The organism is Streptomyces sp. NPDC018045 (genome assembly GCF_044327445.1).
Classification (GTDB): domain Bacteria; phylum Actinomycetota; class Actinomycetes; order Streptomycetales; family Streptomycetaceae; genus Streptomyces.
In genome coordinates, this window is sequence record NZ_JBIRFL010000026.1 from 42677 (window position 1) to 66200 (window position 23524).

General features: G+C 75.0%; 11 protein-coding genes. All 11 read left to right on the forward strand.

Annotation, left to right across the window (positions count from 1 at the left end):
* The first annotated feature begins 5 nt into the window (after positions 1-5).
* The 11 genes from ACH4EB_RS32890 (at position 6) to ACH4EB_RS32940 (ending at position 23451) form a co-directional block, all read left to right on the forward strand.
* Complete coding sequence (locus ACH4EB_RS32890) at positions 6-980, forward strand: alpha/beta fold hydrolase (RefSeq protein ID WP_398351871.1); 975 nt, start codon at positions 6-8, stop codon at positions 978-980.
* A gap of 55 nt (positions 981-1035) precedes the next feature.
* Positions 1036-2199 (forward strand): acyl-CoA dehydrogenase family protein, encoded by a 1164-nt coding sequence (locus tag ACH4EB_RS32895; RefSeq protein WP_398351873.1) that lies wholly within the window; start codon positions 1036-1038, stop codon positions 2197-2199.
* 121 nt (positions 2200-2320) lie between these two features.
* Positions 2321-5497, forward strand: a complete 3177-nt coding sequence (locus ACH4EB_RS32900) for an amino acid adenylation domain-containing protein (RefSeq protein WP_398351875.1) — start codon at positions 2321-2323, stop codon at positions 5495-5497.
* Positions 5490-10055 (forward strand): SDR family oxidoreductase, encoded by a 4566-nt coding sequence (locus ACH4EB_RS32905; protein WP_398351876.1) that lies wholly within the window; start codon positions 5490-5492, stop codon positions 10053-10055. Before ACH4EB_RS32900 ends, ACH4EB_RS32905 begins: the two co-directional genes overlap by 8 nt.
* 64 nt (positions 10056-10119) lie before the next feature.
* Positions 10120-10971 carry a 3-hydroxyacyl-CoA dehydrogenase family protein gene (locus tag ACH4EB_RS32910; protein WP_398351877.1) on the forward strand — a complete coding sequence of 284 codons (852 nt, stop codon included), beginning with the start codon at positions 10120-10122 and terminating at the stop codon, positions 10969-10971.
* A gap of 28 nt (positions 10972-10999) precedes the next feature.
* Positions 11000-11251: an acyl carrier protein gene (locus tag ACH4EB_RS32915; protein ID WP_398351878.1), complete on the forward strand. Its 252-nt coding sequence runs from the start codon at positions 11000-11002 to the stop codon at positions 11249-11251.
* A gap of 115 nt (positions 11252-11366) precedes the next feature.
* Entirely contained in the window at positions 11367-12623 is a 1257-nt protein-coding gene (locus tag ACH4EB_RS32920; protein ID WP_398351880.1) for a hypothetical protein, read from the forward strand.
* Position 12624: 1 nt separating this feature from the next.
* On the forward strand, positions 12625-15729 hold the full coding sequence (locus ACH4EB_RS32925; RefSeq protein ID WP_398351881.1) for a condensation domain-containing protein: 3105 nt from the start codon (positions 12625-12627) through the stop codon (positions 15727-15729).
* A 10-nt stretch (positions 15730-15739) separates the two neighbouring features.
* Complete coding sequence (locus tag ACH4EB_RS32930; protein ID WP_398351882.1) at positions 15740-20251, forward strand: amino acid adenylation domain-containing protein; 4512 nt, start codon at positions 15740-15742, stop codon at positions 20249-20251.
* A 75-nt stretch (positions 20252-20326) separates the two neighbouring features.
* Positions 20327-21085 (forward strand): thioesterase II family protein, encoded by a 759-nt coding sequence (locus ACH4EB_RS32935; protein ID WP_398351883.1) that lies wholly within the window; start codon positions 20327-20329, stop codon positions 21083-21085.
* A complete protein-coding gene (locus ACH4EB_RS32940; protein ID WP_398351884.1) occupies positions 21082-23451 on the forward strand; it encodes an amino acid adenylation domain-containing protein in 2370 nt (789 codons plus the stop codon). Before ACH4EB_RS32935 ends, ACH4EB_RS32940 begins: the two co-directional genes overlap by 4 nt.
* Positions 23452-23524 lie beyond the last annotated feature (73 nt).

The following is a 23524-nucleotide window of genomic DNA, read 5'->3' on the forward strand; positions in this document are numbered from 1 at the left end:
GCGCCATGAACGATGCCACCCCCGCCCGCCGGGCCGCCGTCCTGCGGGCCTGGCGGGACACCCTGAAGGCCGACGCCGCCTCCGACGACGAGGACTTCTTCGCGGCCGGCGGGAACTCGATCCTGGTCGTCGCGTTCCAGCGCCGGCTGTCCGAAGCGCTCGGCCACCGCGTCACCCTGCGGCAGATCCACGACCACCCCACGGTCGGCGGACTGCTCGGTCTCACCGCCCCGCCGTCGTCCGGGACGGCATCGGCGGCCCCGGACGACGGCGGGGCGCCGGGCCTGACGCTCTACTGCCTTCCGTACGCGGGCGCCTCGGCCCGCATCTACGAGCCGTGGGCCGCCAAGCTGCCGCCCACGGTGACGGTACGGCCGCTGGAACTGCCCGGCCGGGGAGCCCGCTGGACCGACCCGCCGGCCCGCGAACTCGGCGCCCTGCTGACGGACTTGGCCGGCGCCATGGACGAGGCCCGGCAGGCGCCCTACGCCGTCTTCGGGCACAGCTTCGGCGGCATCCTCGCCTACGAACTCACCCGACACCTGCTCGCCCACGGCTTCCCCGCGCCGCGCCGCCTGCTGGTCTCCGCCTGCCTGGCGCCCCACGATGCCACCCCCGCCGAGACCAACCACGACCTGCCGGACGCCGAACTCACCGCACGCCTGCGCGCGCTGCGCGGCACCCCCGAAGAGCTGCTGTCCAACCCCGAGCTGATGGAGCTCTACCTCCCGGTCATCCGGGCCGACTACACGATCCTGGACCACTACCGGGCCCCCGCCGCCGACCCGCTGGACTGCCCCGTCTCCGTCTTCTGCGGCGCCGACGACCGGGAGGCCGACCGGGCCGCGGCCGACGCCTGGACGAAGTACACCCACGCCGCCGTGACCGTCGAGGAGATCGACGGCGACCACTTCTTCCTCCGCGACCACGAGGACGCGTTCCTGGCGCGACTGGCCGCCCACCTCGTCACCGGGCCGTGACCCACGCCCTCGCACCGCACCGCCGCGGACCGTACCGACAGGGAAGGAACCCCTGATGATCAGTCAGCTCACGCCCGCGCAGCGGAGCGCCTGGAGCACCTTCCGGGAGTTCGCCGACCGGGTGGTGGCGCCCCGGGCCCAGGCCGTCGACGCGGACCAGGCGATGCCGCGCGACCTCGTCAAGGACCTCGCCCGCGAGGGCCGGCTCTCCGCGCTGCTGCCCGCCGAGGCCGGCGGCTCGGACCTGGACACGGTGAGCTACGGCCTGCTGGCCGAAGAGCTGGGCCGCACCTGCTCCAACGTCCGCAACTTCGTGGCCTGCGCCGACATGGTCTCCCACGCCCTCTGGCGGTGGGGCACCGCCGAACAGCGGGACACCTGGCTCAAACCCCTCGCCGAGGGGGACGCCGTCGCCTCCTTCGCGCTGACCGAGCCGGACGTCGGCAGCGACGCCAAGAGCGTGCGGACCGTGGCCCGCCCCGACGGCTCCGGCTTCGTCCTCAGTGGCCACAAGAAGTGGATCAGCTTCGCGGACCTCGCCGACGTCTTCCTGGTCTTCGCGCAGTACGAGGGCCGGCACACCGCCTTCCTCGTCGAACGGGACACCCCCGGCCTGCGGACCGAGCCGCTGCGGGGCCTGCTGGGGCTGCGCGGCTCGTCCCTCGCCGAGATCGTCCTCGACGACTGCCGGCTGCCGGCCGGCGCCATGGTGGGGCGGCCCGGTGCCGGGCTGGCCTTCGTCGCGTCCACCGCGCTCGACATCGGCCGCTACAGCACGGCCTGGGGCTGCGTCGGCCTCGCCCAGGCGTGCCTGGAGACGGCCTCGCGGTACGCCCGGGACCGCGCGCAGTACGGCTCACCGCTCATCGACCACCAGTTGGTGCAGCGGATGCTCGCCGACATGGTCGCCGGGTCGCGCGCGGCCCGCCTGCTGTGCCACGAGGCCGGCACCGGCAAGGAACAAGGCGACCCGGACGCGGTGAACCAGACCCTGCTGGCCAAGTACTTCGCCTCGGTCACCGCGAACCGGGTGGCGTCCGACGCCGTACAGATCCTCGGCGCGCACGGCGTCGGGCCGGACGCCCCGGCCGGCCGGCTGTACCGGGACGCCAAGGTCATGGAGATCATCGAGGGCACCACCCAGTTGCACCAGTCGATGCTCGGCCGCTGGAGCAGCAGCATCCGTCACCCGGCGGCCACGGCCCCGCGCACGGACTGAAACCGGCGGGCAGGCCGATCACCGAAGGCCTCCGTCACCCGCGGTCCCCACCACCCGTGGACCCCATCATCCGCGGACACCCCGTCACCGCGTGACTCCCCACGATCCCGAGGCAGTCTCCATGACGCTATCCCCAGCACCGGCCGGTCCGGTGCCTCTCTCGTCCGCCCAGCAGCAGGCGTGGCTGATCAGCCGCTCGGCGCCGGAGGCCCCCCTCGCGCACGTGCCCGTGGCGGCCCGGCTGCGCGGCGCACTGGACCCGCACGCCCTCGCGGCCGCCCTGCGTGCCGCGGCCGCCGCACAGCCGTCGCTCGGTGAGCGCTTCAGGGCCGTCGACGGCGTACCGGTGCGCACCCCCGGCCCGGTGGGTGAACTGCCGCTCGCCGAACACGACGTGAGCGCACTCGACACGGACGCGCGTGCCTCCCGCACCGACGAGCTGGTGGCCACGGCGGTCCGTACCCCCTTCGACCCGGCGGCCGGGCCCCTCGCGCGCGCCTGCCTCGTCCGGTGCGCCGCCGACGACCATCTGCTGGTGGTCGTGGTCCACCGGCTGGTGGGCGACGCCACGTCCGCCGGGGACCTGCTGCGGGACACGGCCGCGGCGTACCGTGCGGCATCCGCCGGGATCGCGGGCACTGTCACCGGCACCCGGCCCCGGCCCGCCAGGGTGGCGGAGCAAGCCCCGAAGCCCCCGGAGCCCGAGGCGGACCTGCCGCCCGTCCCCGAACTCCCGCTCGACCGTGCGCGGCCCGCCCGGCGCGACTTCGCCGCCGGAGCGCTCCCCTTCGAGCTGCCCGCCGCAGCCGTCACCGCCCTGCGGAACCTGGGCGCCTCCCGCGGCGCCGGGCTCCCCGCCGTCCTGCTCGCGCTCCAGATGGCACTGCTGCACCGCTACAGCGGGCAGCCGGACATCGTCGTCACCACCCCGGCCCCGGCGCGCGCGACCGACGGCCGGGAAACGATCACGCCCGTACGGGTCACGGTCGCCGGTACGCAGACGCTCCGCGAACTGGCGGGAAACGTACAGCGCGCCCTGGACGGCGCGGGCGGCCGGCACGCCGGGGAGCCGGGGGAGCGGCCGGTGCCCCTCCTGGCCGTCCTCGGCCGGCCCGGCTTCGCGTTCCACACCGCACCGCCGTCCGACGGATTCGGCACGGTCACGGCCGCGTACCCGCTCGTCCACAACGGTGCCGCCCACGGTGACCTGGAGCTGCGCTGCACGGAGGACGGCGGCCGGGTGACCGGTCACCTGGTGTACGCCGAGGACGTGTTCGACCGCGCCACGGCCCGCCGCGTCCTGGCGCACTACACGACGCTCGCCGACGGCGCGGCGCGGGAGCCCGGCCGGACACTGGGGGAGCTGCCGCTGCTCACCGCCGAGGAGGAGCGCACGGTCACCGAGCTGAACGGCGTGGCGGCCGCCGTCCCCGACGCGGCCTTCCACCAGCTCTTCGAGGCGCAGGCCGGAAAGACCCCGGACGCCGTCGCGGTGCGTTCACCGGAGGCGTCCTTGACGTACGGCGAACTCAACCACCGGGCCAACCAACTCGCCGACCTGCTGCGGGAGGCGGGCACCGGGCCCGAGGTGACCGTCGGCATCTGCATGGACCGCTGCGTGCAACTGGTGGTGGCGGCACTCGGCGTGCTCAAGGCGGGCGGCGCGTACGTACCGGTCGACCCCCGGGACCCCGCCGAACGGCGGGCGGGCATCCTCGACGACGCAGCGGTCCGCGTCGTCATCGCCCGGGACCCGGCGGCGGTCACCGGCTACGACGTCATCGCCCTCGACGCCGCCTGGTCGGCCCTGGAGGGCAGGCCCGGCCACGACGTACCCGCCCCGCCGGGAGCGCTGGACCACGCCGCGTACCTCCTCTACACCTCGGGATCGACGGGCCGGCCCAAAGGGGTCGTCGTAGAGAACCGGCAGCTCGTCGCCTACACGTACGCGGTCATCGACCGGCTCGGCATCGACGCGCCGATGAACTTCGCCATGGTCCAGCCGCTCACCGTGGACTCCAGCGTGACGGCGCTGGTCCCGCCGCTGTGCACCGGCGGCGAGGTGCACCTGCTGCCCCACGGGACGGCCCTGGACGCCGGAAAGCTGGCCGACTGGGCACAGCGGCACCGCGTCGACTGCCTGAAGATCGCCCCGTCCCACCTGCGCGCCCTCCAGGCGTCCCCCCGCTTCACCGAACTGCTGCCCCGCCGCGTCCTCGTCGTCGGCGGCGAGGCGTCCGACTGGCGCTGGCTGAGCGACCTGCAACGCCTGGCGCCACACTGCCGGGTCTTCAACCACTACGGCCCCACCGAGACGACGGTGGGCGTGCTGACCCTCACGGTCGCCGACCACCTGGACGCGGCCTGGGACACCGCGCCGATCGGCGTCCCGCTGCCCGGCACCCAGGCGTACGTCGTCGACGCGGACCTGCGGCCCGTACCGTCCGGCGTGCCCGGCGAACTGCTCATCGGCGGCGGACTCCTGGCCCGCGGCTACCACCGCAGGGACGACCTCACCACCGCCGCCTTCGTCCCGGACACCCTCGGCGGCCGGCCCGGCGCCCGGCTGTACCGGACGGGCGACTTCGTGCGCCGCCTCCCCGACGGCACCCTCGCCTTCCTCGGGCGCCGGGACGACCAGATCAAGGTACGGGGCTTCCGCGTCGCCCTGGGGGAGATCGAGGCCGCGCTGACCGGTCACACCGGGGTACGGGACGCGGTGGCGGTCATCCGGGAGGACACGCCGGGGGACCGGCGGGTCGTGGCGTACGTCGCGCCGCACGCCCCCGCCGGATTCGCCGCCGACGACCTCGCGCGCCACCTGCGCGAACGGCTCTCCCCGCACATGATCCCCCAGGCCACGGTGGTCCTGGACACGCTGCCGCTCACCCCGCACGGCAAGGTCGACCGAGGGGCACTGCCCGCCCCGGCCGCCACCGCCCCCGGCCGGGACGCATCCGCCGCGCTGCCGCGCAACGAGCTGGAACGCCGTATCGCCGGTGTGTGGCAGGACCTGCTGCCGGCCGGGGACATCGGCGTCGAGGACCACTTCTTCGACATCGGCGGGCACTCCCTGCTCCTGGTCGAACTCCAGCACCGGCTCCAGGCGGTGGCGGGCCGCGAGATCGACCTGCTCGACCTGTTCGAGCACACCTCCGTACGGGCCCAGGCCGCCTACCTCTCGCGGCGCCCCGACCGGCCCGCGCCCACCGCCCACCGGGCCCGGACCGTCCAGCACAACGCGCTGATGAAGCGCCGCCAACAGCAGTTGCGAGCGAAGCGAGGCCGTGATGACTGAGCCGTCCCCCGAGGAGCCCGACACGTTCGAGGAGAGCCTCGACATCGCCGTCGTGGGCATGGCCGGGCGCTTCCCCAAGGCCCGTACGGTCGAGGAGTTCTGGACCCACCTGAAGGCGGGGACCTGTGCCGTCACCCGCTTCGACCGGGAGGAACTGGCCGCCCGCGGCGTCCCCGCCGAGACGCTCGACGACCCGGGCTTCGTCCCGGCCGGCTACCTCCTGGAGGACGCCGACACCTTCGACGCGGCCTTCTTCGGCTACTCACCGCGCGAGGCCGAGCTGATGGACCCGCAGCACCGGGTGCTGCTCGAATGCGCCTGGGCCGCGCTGGAGAGCGCCGGGCACGACCCCGCGCGCGACGACGGCCTGACCGGCGTCTACACGGGCGCCGGGAACAACACGTACCTGCTCTTCAACATCGCCGCCAACCGCGCGGCGGTCGACGTGATGGGCGGCAATCAGGTCGTCATCGGCAACCGCCCCGACTTCCTCAGCACCCGCGTCGCCTACAAACTCGGCCTCAACGGCCCCGCCCTCACCGTCCAGACGGCCTGCTCCACCTCCCTGGTCGCCGTCGCCCAGGCCTGCCAGGCCCTGCTGTCGTATCAGTGCGACACGGCGCTCGCCGGCGGCGTCGCCATCGATGTGACGCGCCGCGACGGCTACCACTACCGCGAGGACGGGATCTTCGCGCCCGACGGACTCTGCCGGGCGTTCGACGCCCGCGCCCAGGGCACCGTCGGCGGCGACGGCGTCGGCATGGTGGTGCTCAAGCGCCTCCAGGACGCGGTCGCCGACGGTGACCACATCCACGCCGTCATCAAGGGCAGCGCCGTCAACAACGACGGCGCGGGACGGGCCGGATTCAGCGCGCCCGGCGCCGCGTCCCAGGCGGACGTCATCACCACCGCGCTCGCCAACGCCGCCGTCGAACCGGACACCGTCCGCTACGTGGAGGCGCACGGCACCGCCACCGCCCTGGGCGACCCCATCGAGGTCTCCGCGCTCACCGCCGCCTACGCCGGCGTGCCGCGCGGCCACTGCGCCCTCGGCTCCGTGAAGACCAACATCGGGCACCTCGACTCGGCGGCGGGCGTGGCCGGGCTGATCAAGACGGTGCTGATCGTCGAGCACGGAGACATCCCGCCGTCACTCCACTTCGAGGAGCCCAACCCGCGGCTCAACCTGGCCGACGGGCCGTTCCACGTCCCCACGGAACTGCGGCCCTGGCCCGCGGGGGACGGGCCGCGCCGGGCCGCGGTCAGCTCGTTCGGCCTCGGCGGCACCAACGCCCACCTCATCCTCGAACAGGCCCCGGCGCGCCCCCGCGCCCCGCGGCCCGAGACGCCCGCCGAACAGCTCCTGGTGCTCTCCGCGAAGAGCCCCGAAGCCCTCGAAGCGGCCACCGGACAGCTCCACGACCATCTGCGCGCCCACCCGGAACTGCCGCTGGAGGACGTCGCGTTCACCCTCCAGCAGGGGCGCAAGGCGTTCCCGTACCGGCGGACGCTGGTGTGCGGGAGCACCGAGGACGCGCTGAACGCCCTCGGCGACCCGGACGGCGGCCGGCTGCTCACCGCCGAGACCCGGGTCGCGCACCGGCCGGTGGCCTTCCTGTTCACCGGCTTCGGCGCGCAGCACCCCGGCATGGCCGCCGGCGCGTACGCCGGCGAACCGGTCTTCCGGGACGCCCTGGACCACTGTGCCGACCTCCTGCTGCCGCTGCTCGGCGAGGACATCCGCCCCCACCTGACCGAAGCCGTCAAGAACCCCGGCGGGACCACCGGCAGCGGCCTGGACCTGCGCCGGATGCTGCTCCAGCCGGAGCGCAGCGAGCACCCCCTCGACCAGCCGCGGCTGGGCTACGCCGCGGTGTTCGCCGTCGAGTACGCCCTGACCCGGCTGTGGGCCTCCTGGGGCGTCGAACCGGAGGCGATGATCGGGCACAGCCTCGGTGAGTACGTGGCCGCGTGCGTGGCCGGGGTCTTCTCGCTGCCGGACGCCCTGCGCCTGGTCGTCGAGCGCGCCCGGCTCATCGAGGAACAGGGCGAGGGCGCCATGCTCGCGGTGCCGCTGTCCGAGGCCGAGGCGGCCCGCCACACGGACACCGAGGTGTGTGTGTCCGCCGTCAACGGCCCGCAGAGCTGTGTGCTGTCCGGCACCACCGCGGCCGTCGAACGGGTCGCGGCCGGCCTGCTGGCGGCCGGTATCGCCTCCCGCCGGCTGACCACCCGCTTCGCCTTCCACTCGCCGATGATGGACCCGGTGGTCGAGCCGTACGCCGCCCTCGTCCGCGAGGTCCGCCTGAACCCGCCCGCGGTGCCGTTCGTCTCCAACGTCACCGGCACCTGGATCACCGACGAGCAGGCCACGGACCCCGCGTACTGGGCCCGGCACCTGCGCAGCCCGGTGCGCTTCTCGGACGGCCTCGGCACCCTGTGGGCCGTGCCGGACATCGCCGTCGTGGAGGTCGGCCCCGGCCGGACCCTGGCCACCGACGCCCTGCGGCACCCGGCCGCCGGGACCGTCACCGACCGGGTCGTGGTCGCCTCCCTGCCGGGCGCCTTCGACGGGCAGACCGACCGCGCGGCCCTCCTCGCCGCGGCGGGCCGCCTGTGGCTGGCGGGCCGCGAGACCCCGTTCCCGCCGCACACCGGCGCCCGGCGCGTCCCGCTGCCCACGTACCCCTTCGAGCGCCGCACGTACTGGCTGGAACCCGCAGCCGCGCCGCTGACCACGGACGCGGCGCCAGGCCGACGGCCGGAGCTGTCCCGCTGGTTCTACGCGCCGTCCTGGCAGCAGGCCGGCCCGGCCCCCGCGGCCTCCCCGGCGGAACTGGCCGCCCACCACTGGCTGGTGTTCACCGATGAACACGGCGTCGGCCGGGGCCTCGCCGCCCGGCTCGAAAGCTGCGGCGCCACCGTGCGGACGGTGTCCATGGGCAGCGCCTGGGACCGCAAGACGGAGCACGACTACGTCCTGGACCCGGCCCGGCCGGAGCACTACGGCCGGCTGGCCGAGGCGCTGCGCGAGAGCGGCCCGCTGCCCGACCGCGTACTGCACTGCTGGAGCGTCGGCGCCGACGCGGGCCGCCCGCCCGCACCCGAGGACGTACGGGCCCTGCTCCACCGCGGCTTCGACAGCCTCGTGCACTGGGCCCGGGCCACCGAGACCGAGCTGATGAGCCGGCCCCAGCGCTGGGACGTGATCTCCAGCGAGGTCCACGCGGTCACCGGCGACGAGCCGCTGTGCCCGCCCAAGGCGGCCGTCCAGGGGGCCTGCAAGGTGCTCCCGCAGGAGTTCCCCGCACTCGACTGCGTCCACCTCGACCTGCGCCTCGACGGCGAGGAGCCGGGGCCCGGCACGATCGACCGCCTCCTGGAGGATCTGTCCCGGGCCCCCGGGGACCGCACCGTCGCCCTGCGCGGCCGGCACCGCTGGACCCCCACCTACGTGCCCGCCGAACCCCCGCGCCGCGACGGCACCGCCGTCAAGGCGGACGGCGTGTACCTGATCACCGGCGGCCTCGGCAAGATCGGCCTGCTGATGGCCCGGGTCATCGCCGAACAGGACCCGGTACGCCTGGTCCTGCTCGGCCGCACCGGACTGCCGGACCGCGACGCCTGGGACGATCCGCGACTGCCCGCAGCGGTACGGGAGCGGATCGGCGCCGTGCGCGCGCTGGAGGACCTGGGCAGCCAGGTCATGGTCGTCGCCGCCGACGTGTCCGACCTGGACCGGATGCGCGAGGTCAAGGACACCGTCGTCCAGGCGTACGGGCGGATAGACGGCCTCCTGCACTGCGCCGGCACCACCGGCCCCGGCGCGCACCGTGTCGTCGCCGACCTGGGTGAGCAGGAGAGCGACTGGCACTTCGCCCCCAAGCTGTACGGCACCTACGTCCTCGACGAGGTACTGGCCGGCCAGCAACTGGACTTCGCCGTCCTGTGCTCCTCGGTCGCCGCGCTCCTCGGCGGCCTCGGCTTCACCGCGTACGCCGCCGCCAACGCCGTCCTCGACGCGTTCGCCCAGCGGCACCACGGCCCCGGCCGGCCGTGGACCAGCGTCAACTGGGAAGCCTGGCGCTTCGGGCCGCAGACACCGGACGGCATCGGCGCCGCCGTCCAGGAACTCGCCCTCACCCCCGACGAGGGCCGCCGGGTGACCCGGGCACTGCTGGAGAGCGTCCCGCAGCCCCAGACCATCCTGTCCACCGGCGACCTGATCCGCCGCCGGGACCAGTGGGCCGCGCCCGCCGCGGACACCCCGGCACCGGCCCGCCGCCACGAGCGGCCCACCCTGCGCAACCCCTACGTCGCGCCCGGCACCGACACCGAACGGCTGGTCGCGGAGGTCTGGCAGGAACTGCTGGGCGTGGCGGACGTCGGCGTGCACGACAACTTCTTCGAACTGGGCGGCAGTTCCCTGCTGGGGCTCCAGGTCGTGCACCGCCTGCGGCAGGAACTGGCCCTCGCCGTCCCGCTGACCATCGTCTACGAAGGCCCCACCGTCCACGCGCTGGGGCGGCTCGTCGACGACCTGCGGTCCGCCCGGTAGCGGCACCGGCCGACCCGGCCCCTTTCCCCTTCCCACCCACTCGATCCCCCGAAGGCGGTAGTGCGTGAACGTGCGGACAGTAGGCGTGATCGGCGCCGGAACCATCGGCCGCGGCGTGGCCCAGGCCCTCGCCCAGGCCGAGTTCGACGTGATCCTGGTCGACATCGCGGAGAGCCAGCTCGCGAGCGCCCGCGAACAGATGGAACGCGACCTGCGGATGCAGGGCCTGTTCCGCGGCGGGCAGCCGAAGGAGGACCCCGGCACCGTCCTCGGCCGCGTCGCCTGCGGCACGGACCTGGAGGCACTGCGCGACGCCGACTTCGTCGTGGAGAACGTCACCGAGAACTGGGACGTCAAGCGCGCGGTGTACGAGCGTATCGACACCGTCTGCCGCCCCGGCGTGGTGTTCGGCGTCAACACCTCGGCCGTACCCGTCACCCGGGTGGCGTCGGTCACCGGCCGTCCGGCCGAGGTGCTGGGGATGCACTTCATGAACCCGGTGCCGCTCATGGACACCGTCGAGGTCGTCCAGGGCCACTTCACCTCCGCCGCGACCCTGGAGGCGGGGCTCGGACTGCTGAGGGACCTGCGCAAGGAAGGCATCGTCGTCCAGGACGCCCCCGGCTTCGTCACCAACCGGGTCCTGATGCTGACCATCAACGAGGCGATCTTCTGCGTACAGGACCAGGTCGCGACGGCCGAGCAGGTCGACCGGATGTTCAAGGGCTGCTTCGGACACAAGATGGGGCCGCTGGAGACCGGGGACCTCATCGGCCTCGACACGATCCTGAACTCCATCACGGTCATGTACGAGAGCTTCAAGGACAGCAAGTACCGGCCCGCGCCGCTCCTCCAGAAGATGGTCGACGCCGGACTGCTCGGCCGGAAGACCTCCCGCGGCTTCTACACCTACTGAACGCACCTTCCACCCCAAGGAGAGCACCATGACGTACGACGACGTGCGGGACCGGGTCAAGGAGTTCCTGGCACCGCAGCTCGGCGGCCACGAACTGGCCGACGAGGACGACATCTTCGCCCTCGGGCTCGTCAACTCCCTCTTCGCGATGCAGCTCGCCCTCTTCGTCGAGCGGGAGTTCTCGCTGCGGCTCGGGCCCGAGGACATGGAGTTCGACAACTTCCGCTCGGTCAAGGGGATCGCCGACCTGGTCACCGCGAAGACCGCGGCGGCCGCCTGAGCGGCCGCCCGCGCGGCGCGGCGGGCGTCCGGCCCGCCGCACGGCCGCCCCGCACCAGCGCCACCGGCGCGCCCCCTTCGCCCCGTCATCCCGTCCGGCCAGGAGTGAGCCACCCATGACACACGCGTACCCCCCGGCCGGGCCGCCGGCCGCCGCCGACGGCACCGGGCCCTGCCGGACCCGTATCGACCTGCACACCCCGGTACCGGACGGTCTCGCGTCCGAGATCGAGCGGCGCCTGTACTTCGTCTCACCGGAGATCAGCGGATTCGAGCTGGTCACCGAGGGCGGCGAGGTACGGGGCGTGACCCTGCTGTCGCAGCGGCCACTGGCGCGGGCCGCCGTGGCCGACAAGGTCAACCGGCTGGTGGACGCCGACGTACGCAAACAGTGGCCGACCGCGCCCAAGTCGGTGTGGACCTCACCGCACCGGCGCACCGTCGAGGACGGCGGCACCTTCGCCCGGCTCGCGGAGACCGGCGCGGTCAGCGCGGTCGGCGAGGGCCAGGTGGCCCTCGGGGAGCCCCTGCTGTCCCTCCTCGCCTACTTCGACCGGGCCGTCAAGGGCCTGCTCGCGCGGCACTTCACCGCGGCCGAGTACCGCTATCCGACGCTCATCAGCACCCGCGCCCTGGAGACGGCCGGCTACTTCGCCTCCTTCCCGCACCACCTGATGTTCGTGACCCGGCTGCACAACGACATCGACGTGTACGAGGAGTTCCGGGCCGCGTACGGCGGCAAGGGGATCGACGCCGCCGTCCTCGCCTCGTGCCGGAACGTGGACTACTGCCTGCCGCCCACGATGTGCTACCACACCTTCCACCAGTACAGCGGCCGGAACCTGGAGGCCGGCCGGGTGCACGTGGTCACCTCCCGGGGCAAGTCCTTCCGCTACGAGGCGGCCTACGCCACGACCCTGGAACGCCTCTGGGACTTCACCATCCGGGAGATCGTCTTCTTCGGCCCGCGCGACGCCGTGCTCGCCGCCCGCGAGACGTTCATGCGCACCGTCTTCGACTACGCCACGGACCTCGGCCTGAGCGGCTTCTGCGAAGTGGGCAACGACCCGTTCTTCTGCGCCGCCGACACCTCCGAGCGGATCTGGTCGCAGCGGCTGATGGAGCTGAAGTACGAGCTGCGGCTCGACGTCGCCCCGGACCGGAGCATCGCCGTCGGCTCCTTCAACTTCCACGACGACCTGTTCGGCCGCGGCTTCGGCATCGACCAGGGCGACGACGGGCCGGTCCGCAGCGCCTGCGTCGGCTTCGGCCTGGAGCGCCTGGTGTACGCCTTCCTGTGCCAGTTCGGTGCGGACCCCGACGGCTGGCCCGACGCCGTACGCGCCGGGACCGCGGGCGGGGGCGGAGCCTGACATGGCCGGCACCGCCGACGCCCTTCTGCCGCTGTCCCGGGCGCAGCTCGGCATCTGGTTCGCGGACCAGGCCGGCGCCAAGGGCGGCCGCTACCAGATCGCGGAGTACTTCGACATCGCCGGACCGGTCGACCCCGACGCCTTCCGGGCGGCCTGGACGCGCGCCTGGACGGAGACCGACGCGCTGCGCGTCCGGGTGACCGACACCCCGGCCGGACCACGGCAGTCGGTACGCCGGGGCCCCGCGCCACGGGTGGACCACCTCGACCTCGCGGCCGACGAGCGGGCCGCCGGGACCGCGCTGGCGTGGATGCGCCAGGACCTGGCCCGGCCGCTGGACGTCACCCGCGAACCGGCCTGCACGGTCTGCCTGTTCCGGATCGCCCCGGACCGGTACTTCTGGTACCAGCGCGCCCACCACCTGGCCATCGACGGGTTCGGCGCCGCCCTGTTCGCGCAGCGCGTCGCCGACCTGTACGGCCGGCCGGCCGACGGGCCCGAGGCGGCGCCGTTCGCGCCGCTGACCGCCCTCCTGGCGGACGAGGAGGCGTACCGTGAGTCCGCCGCCTTCGCGGCGGACCGGGACCACTGGACACGGAAGCTGGCCGACCGCCCGGCGCCCGTGTCGCTCTCCCGCCTGCCCCGGGACGCCGGGGCGCCCGTTCTGCGCCACGCCGGGCAGGTCCCGGCCGGCCCGGCCGAGCGGCTGCGCGCCGCCCTGGGCCGCTCCGTCGCACCGGCCGTCGTGGCCGCCGTCGCCGCCTGCCTGCACCACGCCACCGGCGCCGACGACGTCCTCCTGTCGCTCCCCGTCACCGCGCGCCGGGGCGCGCTCGCCCGCGCCACCCCGGGCATGCTGTCGAACGTCGTCCCGGTCCGGCTGGCCGTGCGCCCCGCCACCACCTGGGCGGAGCTGACACGGCAGGCCGCCGAGGAGATCAAGCGGGCGCTGCCGCACCAGCGGTACCGCTCCGAGGACCTCCACCGCGACCTCGGGTACGCCGTCGGCGAGCAGGGCGCCACCGGCCCCCTGGTGAACGTCATGACCTTCCCGTACGCCTTCCGCTTCGGCGGCCACGCCGTCACCGCGCACAACCTCTCCAACGGACCGGTCGACGACCTCGCCGTCGGGGTCTGCGGCCGCCAGGACGGCGCGGGGCTGAGCCTCGACGTCGACGGCAGCGCCGCGCGGTACGACGCCGAGGACCTGGCGCACGTCCAGCGGACGCTGCGGGCCCTGCTGGAGACGGCCGCGGACGAGCCGCACGCGGCCATCGGCCCGGCCCCGCGCTCCGCCCGCCGGTGGCCCCGCACCACCCCCGTGGGGCCGGTACGTGCCGTCCCGGCCGAGCAGCCGCGGCAGCCGGTGCCGGAAACCTCCGGCGAGACCGGCCAGGACGCCCTGGCCGCGATGCTCACCCTGTTCCGGGACGTCCTCGGGACACCCGACGCGGGCCCGGACGACGCCTTCTTCGACCTCGGCGGCGACAGCATCACCGCCATCCAGCTCGTCGCCCGCGCCCGCGAGTCCGGCTGGGCGATCACCCTGAAGCAGGTCTTCGCCCACGAGACACCGGCCGGTCTGGCACGGGTCGCCGAGCCCGCGCCACCCGAGGAGACCGACCCGCACGGCACACCCGGCCATGACACCGTCACCGGGCCCGTCAGCACGGCCCCGGTCATGGAGTGGCTGTGCGAACTGGGCGGCCCGGTGGACACCTACCACCAGTCGGTCCTCGTCCGCGCCCCGGTCGGCCTCACCGAGGACGGCCTGCGTGCGGCGCTCGGCGCGCTGGTGGACCACCACGACATGCTGCGGGCCCGGCTGGTGGACGACGGCGGGCGGTGGCACCTCGACATCGCTCCCGCGGGCAGCGTCGAGACGGCCGCGCTCGTCGAGCACGTCACCGGCCCGCCGGCCGACCCCACCACGCTCGCCGCCCGCGCCGCCGCCCACCTCCCCCAGACGGCCGCCCGCCTCGACCCGTGGTCCGGCGCCATGCTCCGGGCCTGCTGGTTCGACGCGGGCCGCGACCGGCCCGGCGTACTGCTGCTGGTGGTGCACCACCTGGCGGTGGACGGCGCCTCCTGGCACACCCTGCTGCGGGACCTCGCCCTCGCCCGGCAGGCCCACGACGCCGGCGCGGCCCCCGAACTGCCGCCGGTCGGCACCTCGTTCGGGCGGTGGAGCAGCCTGCTGCGCGAGGAGGCCGGACACCCGGACCGCCTCGCGGAACTGCCCCACTGGAAGGACGTGCTGAGCACGGACGACCCGCCGCTGGGCGCGCGCCCGCTCGACCCGGCGACCGACACCGCGGGCACCAGCCGCCGCCGGTACCAGGTGCTGGACCACACCCGCAGCGCCCCGCTGCTCACCGACGCGCCCGCCGCGGTCCACGGCACCGTCCCCGACGTGCTGCTCACCGCGCTGGCCCGCGCGGTCGTCCGGTGGCGCCGCGAGCGCGGCATCCCGGCGGGCGACGACGTACTCGTGGACGTGGAGGGACACGGCCGCGAGACGGACGGCCGGCCGGCCGACCTGTCCCGTACGGTCGGCTGGTTCACCAGCATCCACCCCGTACGGCTGACCGCCGCCACGGGCGCGGCGGACGTCGCGGTCATGCACGTCAAGGAACAGCTCCGGGCCGTCCCCGGAGACGGCCTCGGACACGGCCTGCTGCGCCACCTGAACCCGACGGCCGGACCGGAACTGGCGGCCCTCGCCCGGCCGCAGATCCTCTTCAACTACCTGGGACGCCTGCCCGGCCGCGGCGACGCGGACTGGACCCTGCTGCCCGGCGTCGACGCGCTCCGCGACGGGCGCGACCCGCGCACCCCGGCCGGCCACGGGCTGACGCTCGACGTGCTCGTACGGGACGGGGCCGCGGGCCCCGAGATCCAGGCCGCCTGGAGCGCCCCCGCCGGGTGGCTCGCGGCGGCGGACCTGGACCGCGTCGCCGAGCTGTGGGACGAGGCGCTGGCCGACATCGCGGCCCGCGCCGGCGGCCGGGCCGTCAGCCGCCACACGCCCTCCGACCTCACCCTGACCGGACTGAGCCAGGCCGAGGTCGACGAACTGGAAGCCGAACTGGAGGGGTGGGACTAGCCACATGCGGATGTCCAGACTGGAAGACGTCCTTCCGCTCACCCCGCTCCAGTCGGGGCTCTACTTCCACGCGCTGCTCGCGGGCGACGCGACGGACGTCTACACCGCGCAGCTCACCCTGGACCTGACCGGGCCCCTGGACCCGGCGCTGCTCCACCGGGCCTGCTCCGCCGTCGTCCAGCGTCACGCGCCGCTGCGCGCCGGCTTCCGGACGCGCGCCGACGGCGACCCCCTCCAGTTCGTCGTACGGAACGCCACCCTGCCCTGGGCCGAGTCCGACCTGCGCGGCGTCGCCCCGGAGCGGCGCGCCGCGCACCGGGACCGGCTGGCCGCCGCGGAGCGCCGTACACCCTTCGACCTGGCGCGCCCGCCGCTGCTGCGCTGCCGGCTGCTGCGCACCGGCGCGGCGGCCTGGACGCTGGTGCTGACCAACCACCACCTGGTGCTCGACGGCTGGTCCTTCCCCACCCTGGTCGAGGAGATCTTCCGCGCGTACGCCCAGGGCGGCAGCACCGCCGGGCTGCCCGGACCGCCCGCGTACCGCTCGTACCTGCGGTGGCTGGCCGGCCAGGACCGCGAGGCGGCCGCCGCGGCCTGGCGGGAATCGCTCGCGGGCCTGGAGCGGCCCGCCCTGGTGGCCGGCGCCGGGCACCCCGGCACCCGGCCGGAACTGCCCCACCTGGTCACCTCGGCGCTCCCCGAACCGGCTACCGCGGCGCTGACCGAGACCGCCCGGCGCTGCCACGTCACCCTGAACACCGTCGTCCAGGGGGCCTGGGCGGTTCTGCTCGGCTGGCTGACCGGCAGCCAGGACGTGGTACTGGGCACCGTCGTCTCCGGGCGCCCGCCGGAGCTGCCCGGCGTGCAGTCCATGGTCGGCCTGCTCACCAACACCCTGCCGGTACGGGTCCGGCTGCGCCCGGACGAGCCGGTGGCCGCGTACCTCGGGCGGCTGCGCGACGAACAGGAACGGCTGCTGCCGCACCACCACTTCGGCCTGCCCGAGATCCACCGGCTGGCCGGGCTGCCCGTCCTCTTCGACACGGTCACCGCGTTCGAGAACTACCCGGTGGACGCCGCCGCCGGTGACGAACTGGCACCCGGCCTGCGCCTGGCCGCCGCCGACATCCGGGACGCGACCCACTACCCGCTCGGCCTCACCGTCGTACCGGGCGCCGCGCTCCAGGTACGGATCGGCGCCCAGCCCGGTGTGCTGCGGCCCGACGAGGCCCGGACGTGGGCCGACCGCCTGGTGCGGCTGCTGGCCATGGTCGCCGACGGGCGGGAGCGCACGGTCCGCGACCTGCTGCCGCTGCTCCCGGCGGAACGGGCGGCCCTCCTGGCGGAGGGGCACGGGCCCGAACATCCCGTCCCGGACGGCACGGTCGCGGACCGTTTCGAGGAGCGGGTGCGCCGTACCCCCGACGCCGTCGCGCTGGTCGCCGGCGGCGACGAGCTGACGTACCGGGAGCTGAACGCCCGGGCCAACCGGCTCGCCCGCCGGCTCGCCGCCGAGGGCGCGGGCCGCGGGGACCGCGTCGCCCTGATGCTGCCCCGCACCGCGGACCTGCCGGTCGCCCTGTTCGCCGTGCTCAAGTGCGGCGCCGCCTACCTGCCGGTCGATCCGGAACACCCCTCGGAGCGGGTGACGTTCCTGCTCCGGGACGCCAGGCCCGCCGTCGTCGTCACCACCGAGGACATGCTGCACACCGTCGGCGCGGGCCCGGCCGTCGTCCTCGCCGCCACCGGCCGCGCCGACGGCTTCGCCACCGCCACCGAGGGCCTGTCCGACGCGGACCTGACGGCGGACGACCGCCCCGCCCCGGCCCGCCCCGGCGACCCCGCGACGCTCATCTACACCTCGGGCTCCAGCGGGCACCCCAAGGGCGTGACCGGCAGCCACCGCGCCCTGCTCAACCGCCTCGCCTGGTACGCGGACGCCTTCCCGTACCGGCCGGCCGAAACGGTCGTCGCCAAGACCACCCTGAGCTTCGTCGACGGCACCACCGAACTGCTGGGCGCCTTCCTCGGCGGAGCCCGCGTCGCGCTGGCCGACGGGGCGACCGCACGGAGCGCCACCGCCCTCGCCGCCTTCATCGAGGACGCGGGGGACTCCCGCGTCACCGTCGTCCCCAGCCTGCTCAAGGCCCTGCTGGACGAGGCCGCCGACCGGGACCTGACGTCCTGCCGGCTCTGGGTGTCCAGCGGCGAAGCCCTCGCACCGGACCTCGCCGCCCGGTTCGCCGCCACCCTGCCCGGCTCCCGCCTGGTCAACTTCTACGGCGCGTCCGAGGCCGGCGGCGACAGCTTCGCCGCCGACTGCGACGGCCCGGACGTCCTCCTCGGCCACCCGATCCGCAACACCCGTGCCTATGTGCTCGACCCCTGGCTGCGCCCCGTGCCCACCGGTACCGTCGGCGAGCTGTTCCTGGCCGGGCCCGGCCTCGCGGACGGGTACGCGGACCGGCCGGCCCTCACCGCGGAACGCTTTTTGGCCTGCCCGTTCGGCCCGCCGGGCGACCGGATGTACCGTACGGGCGACCTGGTGCGCCGCCGCCCGGACGGGCAGGCGGAATTCCACGGCCGCGCCGACGGACAGATCAAGATCCGCGGCTTCCGCATCGAACCCGGCGAGGTCGAGACGGCGCTCGCCGGCCACCCGTCGGTGGGCCGCGCGGTGGCCGTCGCCCGCACCGACGAGCGCGGCGACCGGCGGCTGATCGGATACGTCGTGCCCGCCGGGGCCGGCCCGGCGCCGGACAGCGCGGAATTGCGCCGCCACGTCCGCGACCGGCTGCCGGACCACCTGGTCCCCGCCCTGGTCGTCGTGCTGCCCGCCTTCCCGACGACCACCAGCGGCAAGATCGACCGCCGGGCCCTGCCCGACCCCGACTTCCGCGCCGCCTCCGCCGGCCGCGCACCGCGCACCGAACGGGAAGAGGCCGTTTGCAAGATCTTCGCCCAGGTACTCGGCCTGGACCGGGTCACGGCCGACGACTCCTTCTTCGACCTCGGCGGCCACTCCCTGCTCGCCACCCGCCTGATCAGCCGCCTGCGCGCCGAACTGGGCGTGGAGGTCCCGCTCAGGACCGTTTTCGAGGCGCCCACGGCGGCCCTGCTCACCGAGCGGCTGGAGAGCCGGGAGGACACCGTACGGCCGCCGCTGCGGCCCGTGGACCGGCCCGACGTGATCCCGCTCGCCCCCGTACAGCGGCGGCTGTGGTTCCAGAGCCGGCTGCACGGCCCCAACGGGAACTACACCATGCCGATGGCGCTGCGGCTGCGCGGCCGCCTGGACCGCGCGGCGCTGGAACGGGCCCTGAACGACGTGGTGGCCCGGCACGAGAGCCTGCGCACCGCCTTTCCCGACTGGGACGGCATCCCGCAGCAGATCGTGCTCGACCCGGACGAAGCCCCGGTGAGCCTGCCGGCCGACACCGTCACCGAGGAGGACCTGCGGCGCGAGCTGACCGCCGAGGCCGCCCACCCGTTCGACCTGACGGCCGAGACGCCCGTACGCGCACGGCTGTTCCGGCTCACCGGGCAGGACCACGTCCTGTCGCTGGTGCTCCACCACATCGTGTGCGACGGCTGGTCGCTCACCCCGCTGGCACGGGACATCGCGCTCGCCTACACGGCCCGCTCCCAGGGCATCCGGCCCGCCTGGCCCGATCTGCCCGTGCAGTACACCGACTACACGCTCTGGCACCACGCGCTGCTCGGAACACCGGACGCGCCGGACTCCGCGCTGAGCCGCCAGACCGCGTTCTGGCAGCGGGAACTGGCCGGTCTGCCCGACCGGCTGACGCTCTGCCCGGCGGCCCCGCGCCCGGAGGCGCCCTCGCGCCGGGCGGGCCGGACCACCGCGCGCGTGGCGCCCGAGGTCCAGTCGGCGCTGCACACCCTGGCGCGCGAGACCGGGACCAGCCTGTTCATGGTCTGCCAGGCGGCCCTGGCCGCCCTCCTCACCGAGCGCGGAGCGGGCACCGACCTCCCCATCGGGACGCCGGTCGCCGGACGGACCGACGAAGCCCTCGACGACCTCGTGGGCTTCTTCGTCAACACCCTGGTCCTGCGCACCAGGACCGACGGCGCGCCGGCCTTCCGCGACCTGCTCGACCGCGTCCGCGCCACCGACCTGGCCGCCTACGCCCACCAGGACGTACCGTTCGACCACCTCGTGCAGGTGCTCAACCCGGCCCGCTCGGCCACCCGGCACCCGCTCTTCCAGGTCATGCTCGCCTTCCAGAACAACCCGGTGCCCGACCTGCACCTCCCGCACCTGACGGTACGGCCGGAGCCGGCGGCGGAGGAACCGCTGCGCTTCGACCTCCGCTTCGAACTGGTGGAACGCCACACACCGCGGCGCACGGCCGACGGCATCGACGTCCACCTCACCTACGCCCGCGACCTGTACCCGCCGGACACCGCCCAGGACCTGGCCACCGGCTACACGTCCCTGCTGGCGGCCGTCGCGGCGGACCCCGGCCGGCGCGTCGGCGCGGCCGCCCGCGCCACCTGACCCCGGCCCCGACGCCCGCGACCGCCGGCCGGCGCGCCCGACCACCCGCCCGTCCCCGCAGCAGAAAGAACGCCCATGGCCACGTTGTCGCTCGTCTGTGTCCCCTTCGCGGGAGCCGGTGCCGCCTTCTTCCGCTCCTGGCGCGCACCCGCCGCACCCGACATCGACCTGGTCCCGGTGCGGCTGCCCGGACGGGAGCGGCTGATCGAGGAGGAGCCGCTGCGCAGCATCCCCGACGTGGTGCGCAGGGTCCTGCCCGAGGTGCTGGAGAGCACCGCGGGCACCCCGGTGGCCCTGTTCGGGCACAGCAGCGGCGGTGCCCTCGCCCACGCCCTGGCGCACGCGATGGCGGCCCGTACCGGCACCGAGGTGGTGCGCCTCTTCGTCAGCGGGGCGCACGGCCCCGGCTCCCGGCGGGCGCGGCGCGCCACCGGCCTGCCCGACGAGCAGTTCCTGGAGCGCGTCCAGGAGTTCGCCGGAGCCCGCCACCCGGCCCTGGACAACCCGCAGATGCGCGAGCTGATCCTGCCCACACTCCGCGCCGACGTGGAGATGTACGAGGACTACCACCCGGACCCGGACACCGTCCTGCCGGTGCCCGTCACCGCCCTGCGGGGGCGGGACGACGACTGCGTCAGCGCCGCCGAGGCCCAGGAGTGGTCGAAGACCACCGGCCTCGGTTTCGAGTACGTCGAGCTGCCCGGCGGTCACATGTACCTGAACGACGCGGTGCCCGACCTGCTGCGGGTCATCCGCGCGTCGACGGCCGACGCGCCGGTCCGCGGGAGCGGGGACGGCCGGCACCGGTCCTTCGACGGCCGGGAGGACGCGTGAGCCCCGCGCCCGCCCTGGGAGGAGAACCGTTCGACTGGGGGCTGGGCGACCCGGAGGCGCCCGCGGAGCCCGGCGTCTGCGACCTCCCGCTGCCGCCCGGCACCCCGACGGAGGCCGCCGGATGGTTCGCGGCGGCGAGCGCGGTGCTGGCCCGCTACGACACCCACGGCCTGCGCCGCGTCGTTCCGCTGTCCCCGGCGGACGGGGCTCGGGTGACGTACGAGCCGGTCGCCGGAACCGATACACTCCAAGAGCTGATGAGACGTCACCACCCGTGCGAGAGCGCTGGGTTCGGGCTCCTGTCTCCGTCCGGGAGTGACGCGTACGCCCTGACCGTCACCCTCGCCGACGGCCCCGACGACGCGCCGCTGCTACGGATCACCCACGACCCGAGGCACGTGTGCGCGGACCTCGCGCGGCAGTGGGGCCGCCACGTCGCCCACGTCCACCGGCAGGTGCTCGACGCGCCGGACCGCACGGTCGACGACGCCGAGTTGCTCGACGCCGCCGAAGAGGCGCGGACGGTCGCCCTCGGGTACGCGGAACCACCGCGGACGACCCTCACCGGGACCGTCACCGACGCGTTCGACGCAATGGCGGAGCGCGTCCCCGCGGCCGTCGCCCTCTCCGACGAGACCGTACGCCTGACCTACGGCGAACTACGCGCCGCCGCCGACCGGTTCGCCCACGGCCTCCGCGCCCTGGGCGTCCGGCGCGGCACCCGGGTCGGCGTCTGCCTGGAGCGCAGCGCCACCCTGGTGGTCGCCCTGCTCGGCGTGCTGCGGGCCGGCGGGACCTACGTACCGATGGACCCGGACCACCCCGACGACCGGCTCGCGTACACCGTCGACGACGCGGACCTGGCGGTCGTCGTCACCGCGCGCGCGGACTTCCCCGCGCGCCGCGGGACGCGCCGCCTGACGCCGGAAGACGTCGACGCGCGGGGCGCGGCCGGCGCCGTCCCCGTGCCCGTCCCCGGACGCGTGACGGCGGCCGACACCGCCTACATCATCTACACCTCCGGCTCGACGGGCCGGCCCAAAGGCGTCATGGTGCCGCACCGCAACGTCTGCGCACTCGTCGACGCCACCTGCGACACCTACCGGCTCGGCACCGCCGACACCTGGACGTTCTTCCACTCCAGCGCCTTCGACTTCTCCGTCTGGGAGATCTGGGGCTGTCTGCTCACCGGCGGACACCTGGTCGTCGTCCCGTACTGGGACTCACGCGACCCCCGCCGGTTCCTCGCGCTGCTCGCCGCGCGCCGGGTCACGGTCCTCAGCCAGACCCCGTCCGCCTTCGCGCAGCTCGCCGAGGCCGACCGCCGCGAACCGGCCGGCCTGGCCGTGCGCCTGGTGGTGTTCGGCGGCGAGCCGCTCGACACGCGGCTCCTGCTGCCCTGGTACGAGCGCCACCCGGCCGAGACCTGCCGGACGGTCAACATGTTCGGCATCACGGAGACCACCGTGCACGTCACCGCGCAGACCCTGACGCCCGCCCTGGCGCGCCGGGGGACCCGCGCGGTCGGCAGGCCGCTGCCCGGCTGGTACGTCCGCGTGACCGACGGCCGCGGCCGGACCCTGCCCCCGGGCGTCGCGGGGGAGATCCTGGTGGGCGGCGCGGGCGTCGCCGACGGGTACCTGAACCGCGCGGACCTGACCGCCCGGCGCTTCCACGCCGACCCGCACGGCGGCGGCCGGGTCTACCGCAGCGGCGACCTCGGCAGGCTGCGCCCCGACGGCACACTCGAACACCTCGGCCGGCTGGACGGCCAGGTCAAGATCCGGGGCTTCCGCGTCGAACCGGACGAGATCCGGTCGGTGCTGCGCGAGCAGCCGGGCGTCCGGGCCGCCGCCGTGGCGGTCCGGCGGACGGGCGGGGAGGGGAACCGCTCGCAGCGGCTGGACGCCTATGTCGTCCTCGACGGCGGCCACATCGACGCGGTACGGGCCGGGGCGGCGCGGCTGCTGCCCGGCCACATGATGCCCGCCACCTTCACCGCGCTGCCGGAGCTGCCGCTGACCCCCAACGGCAAGCTGGACGTGGCGGCCCTGCCCGATCCCGCCGCCCGGCCCGCCGTGGACGCGGAAGCCCGGGACGGCGGAGCCCGGGACGCGGACACCCCGAGGGGCACCCCGCTCATGGAGCGCATCAGGACGGTGTGGCAGGACACGCTCGGCCTGCCCGTCGGCCTGGACGACGACTTCTACGAGCTGGGCGGCGACTCCCTCCAGGCCGTACGCATCGTCGAGACGATCAGGGACGACGGCGTGCCGGACATCTCCCTGCGCCGGCTGCTGAGCCGGCCGACGGTCAGGGAGCTGACGGAGTCGCTGGAGGAGGCGGTGAGCGGACCGGCCGGCTGAGCGTGAGCCGCGGCGTGACCGGCGGCACGGAAACGGAAAAGGGCCCGCCCGGCCGAGTGGAGGACACTCGGCC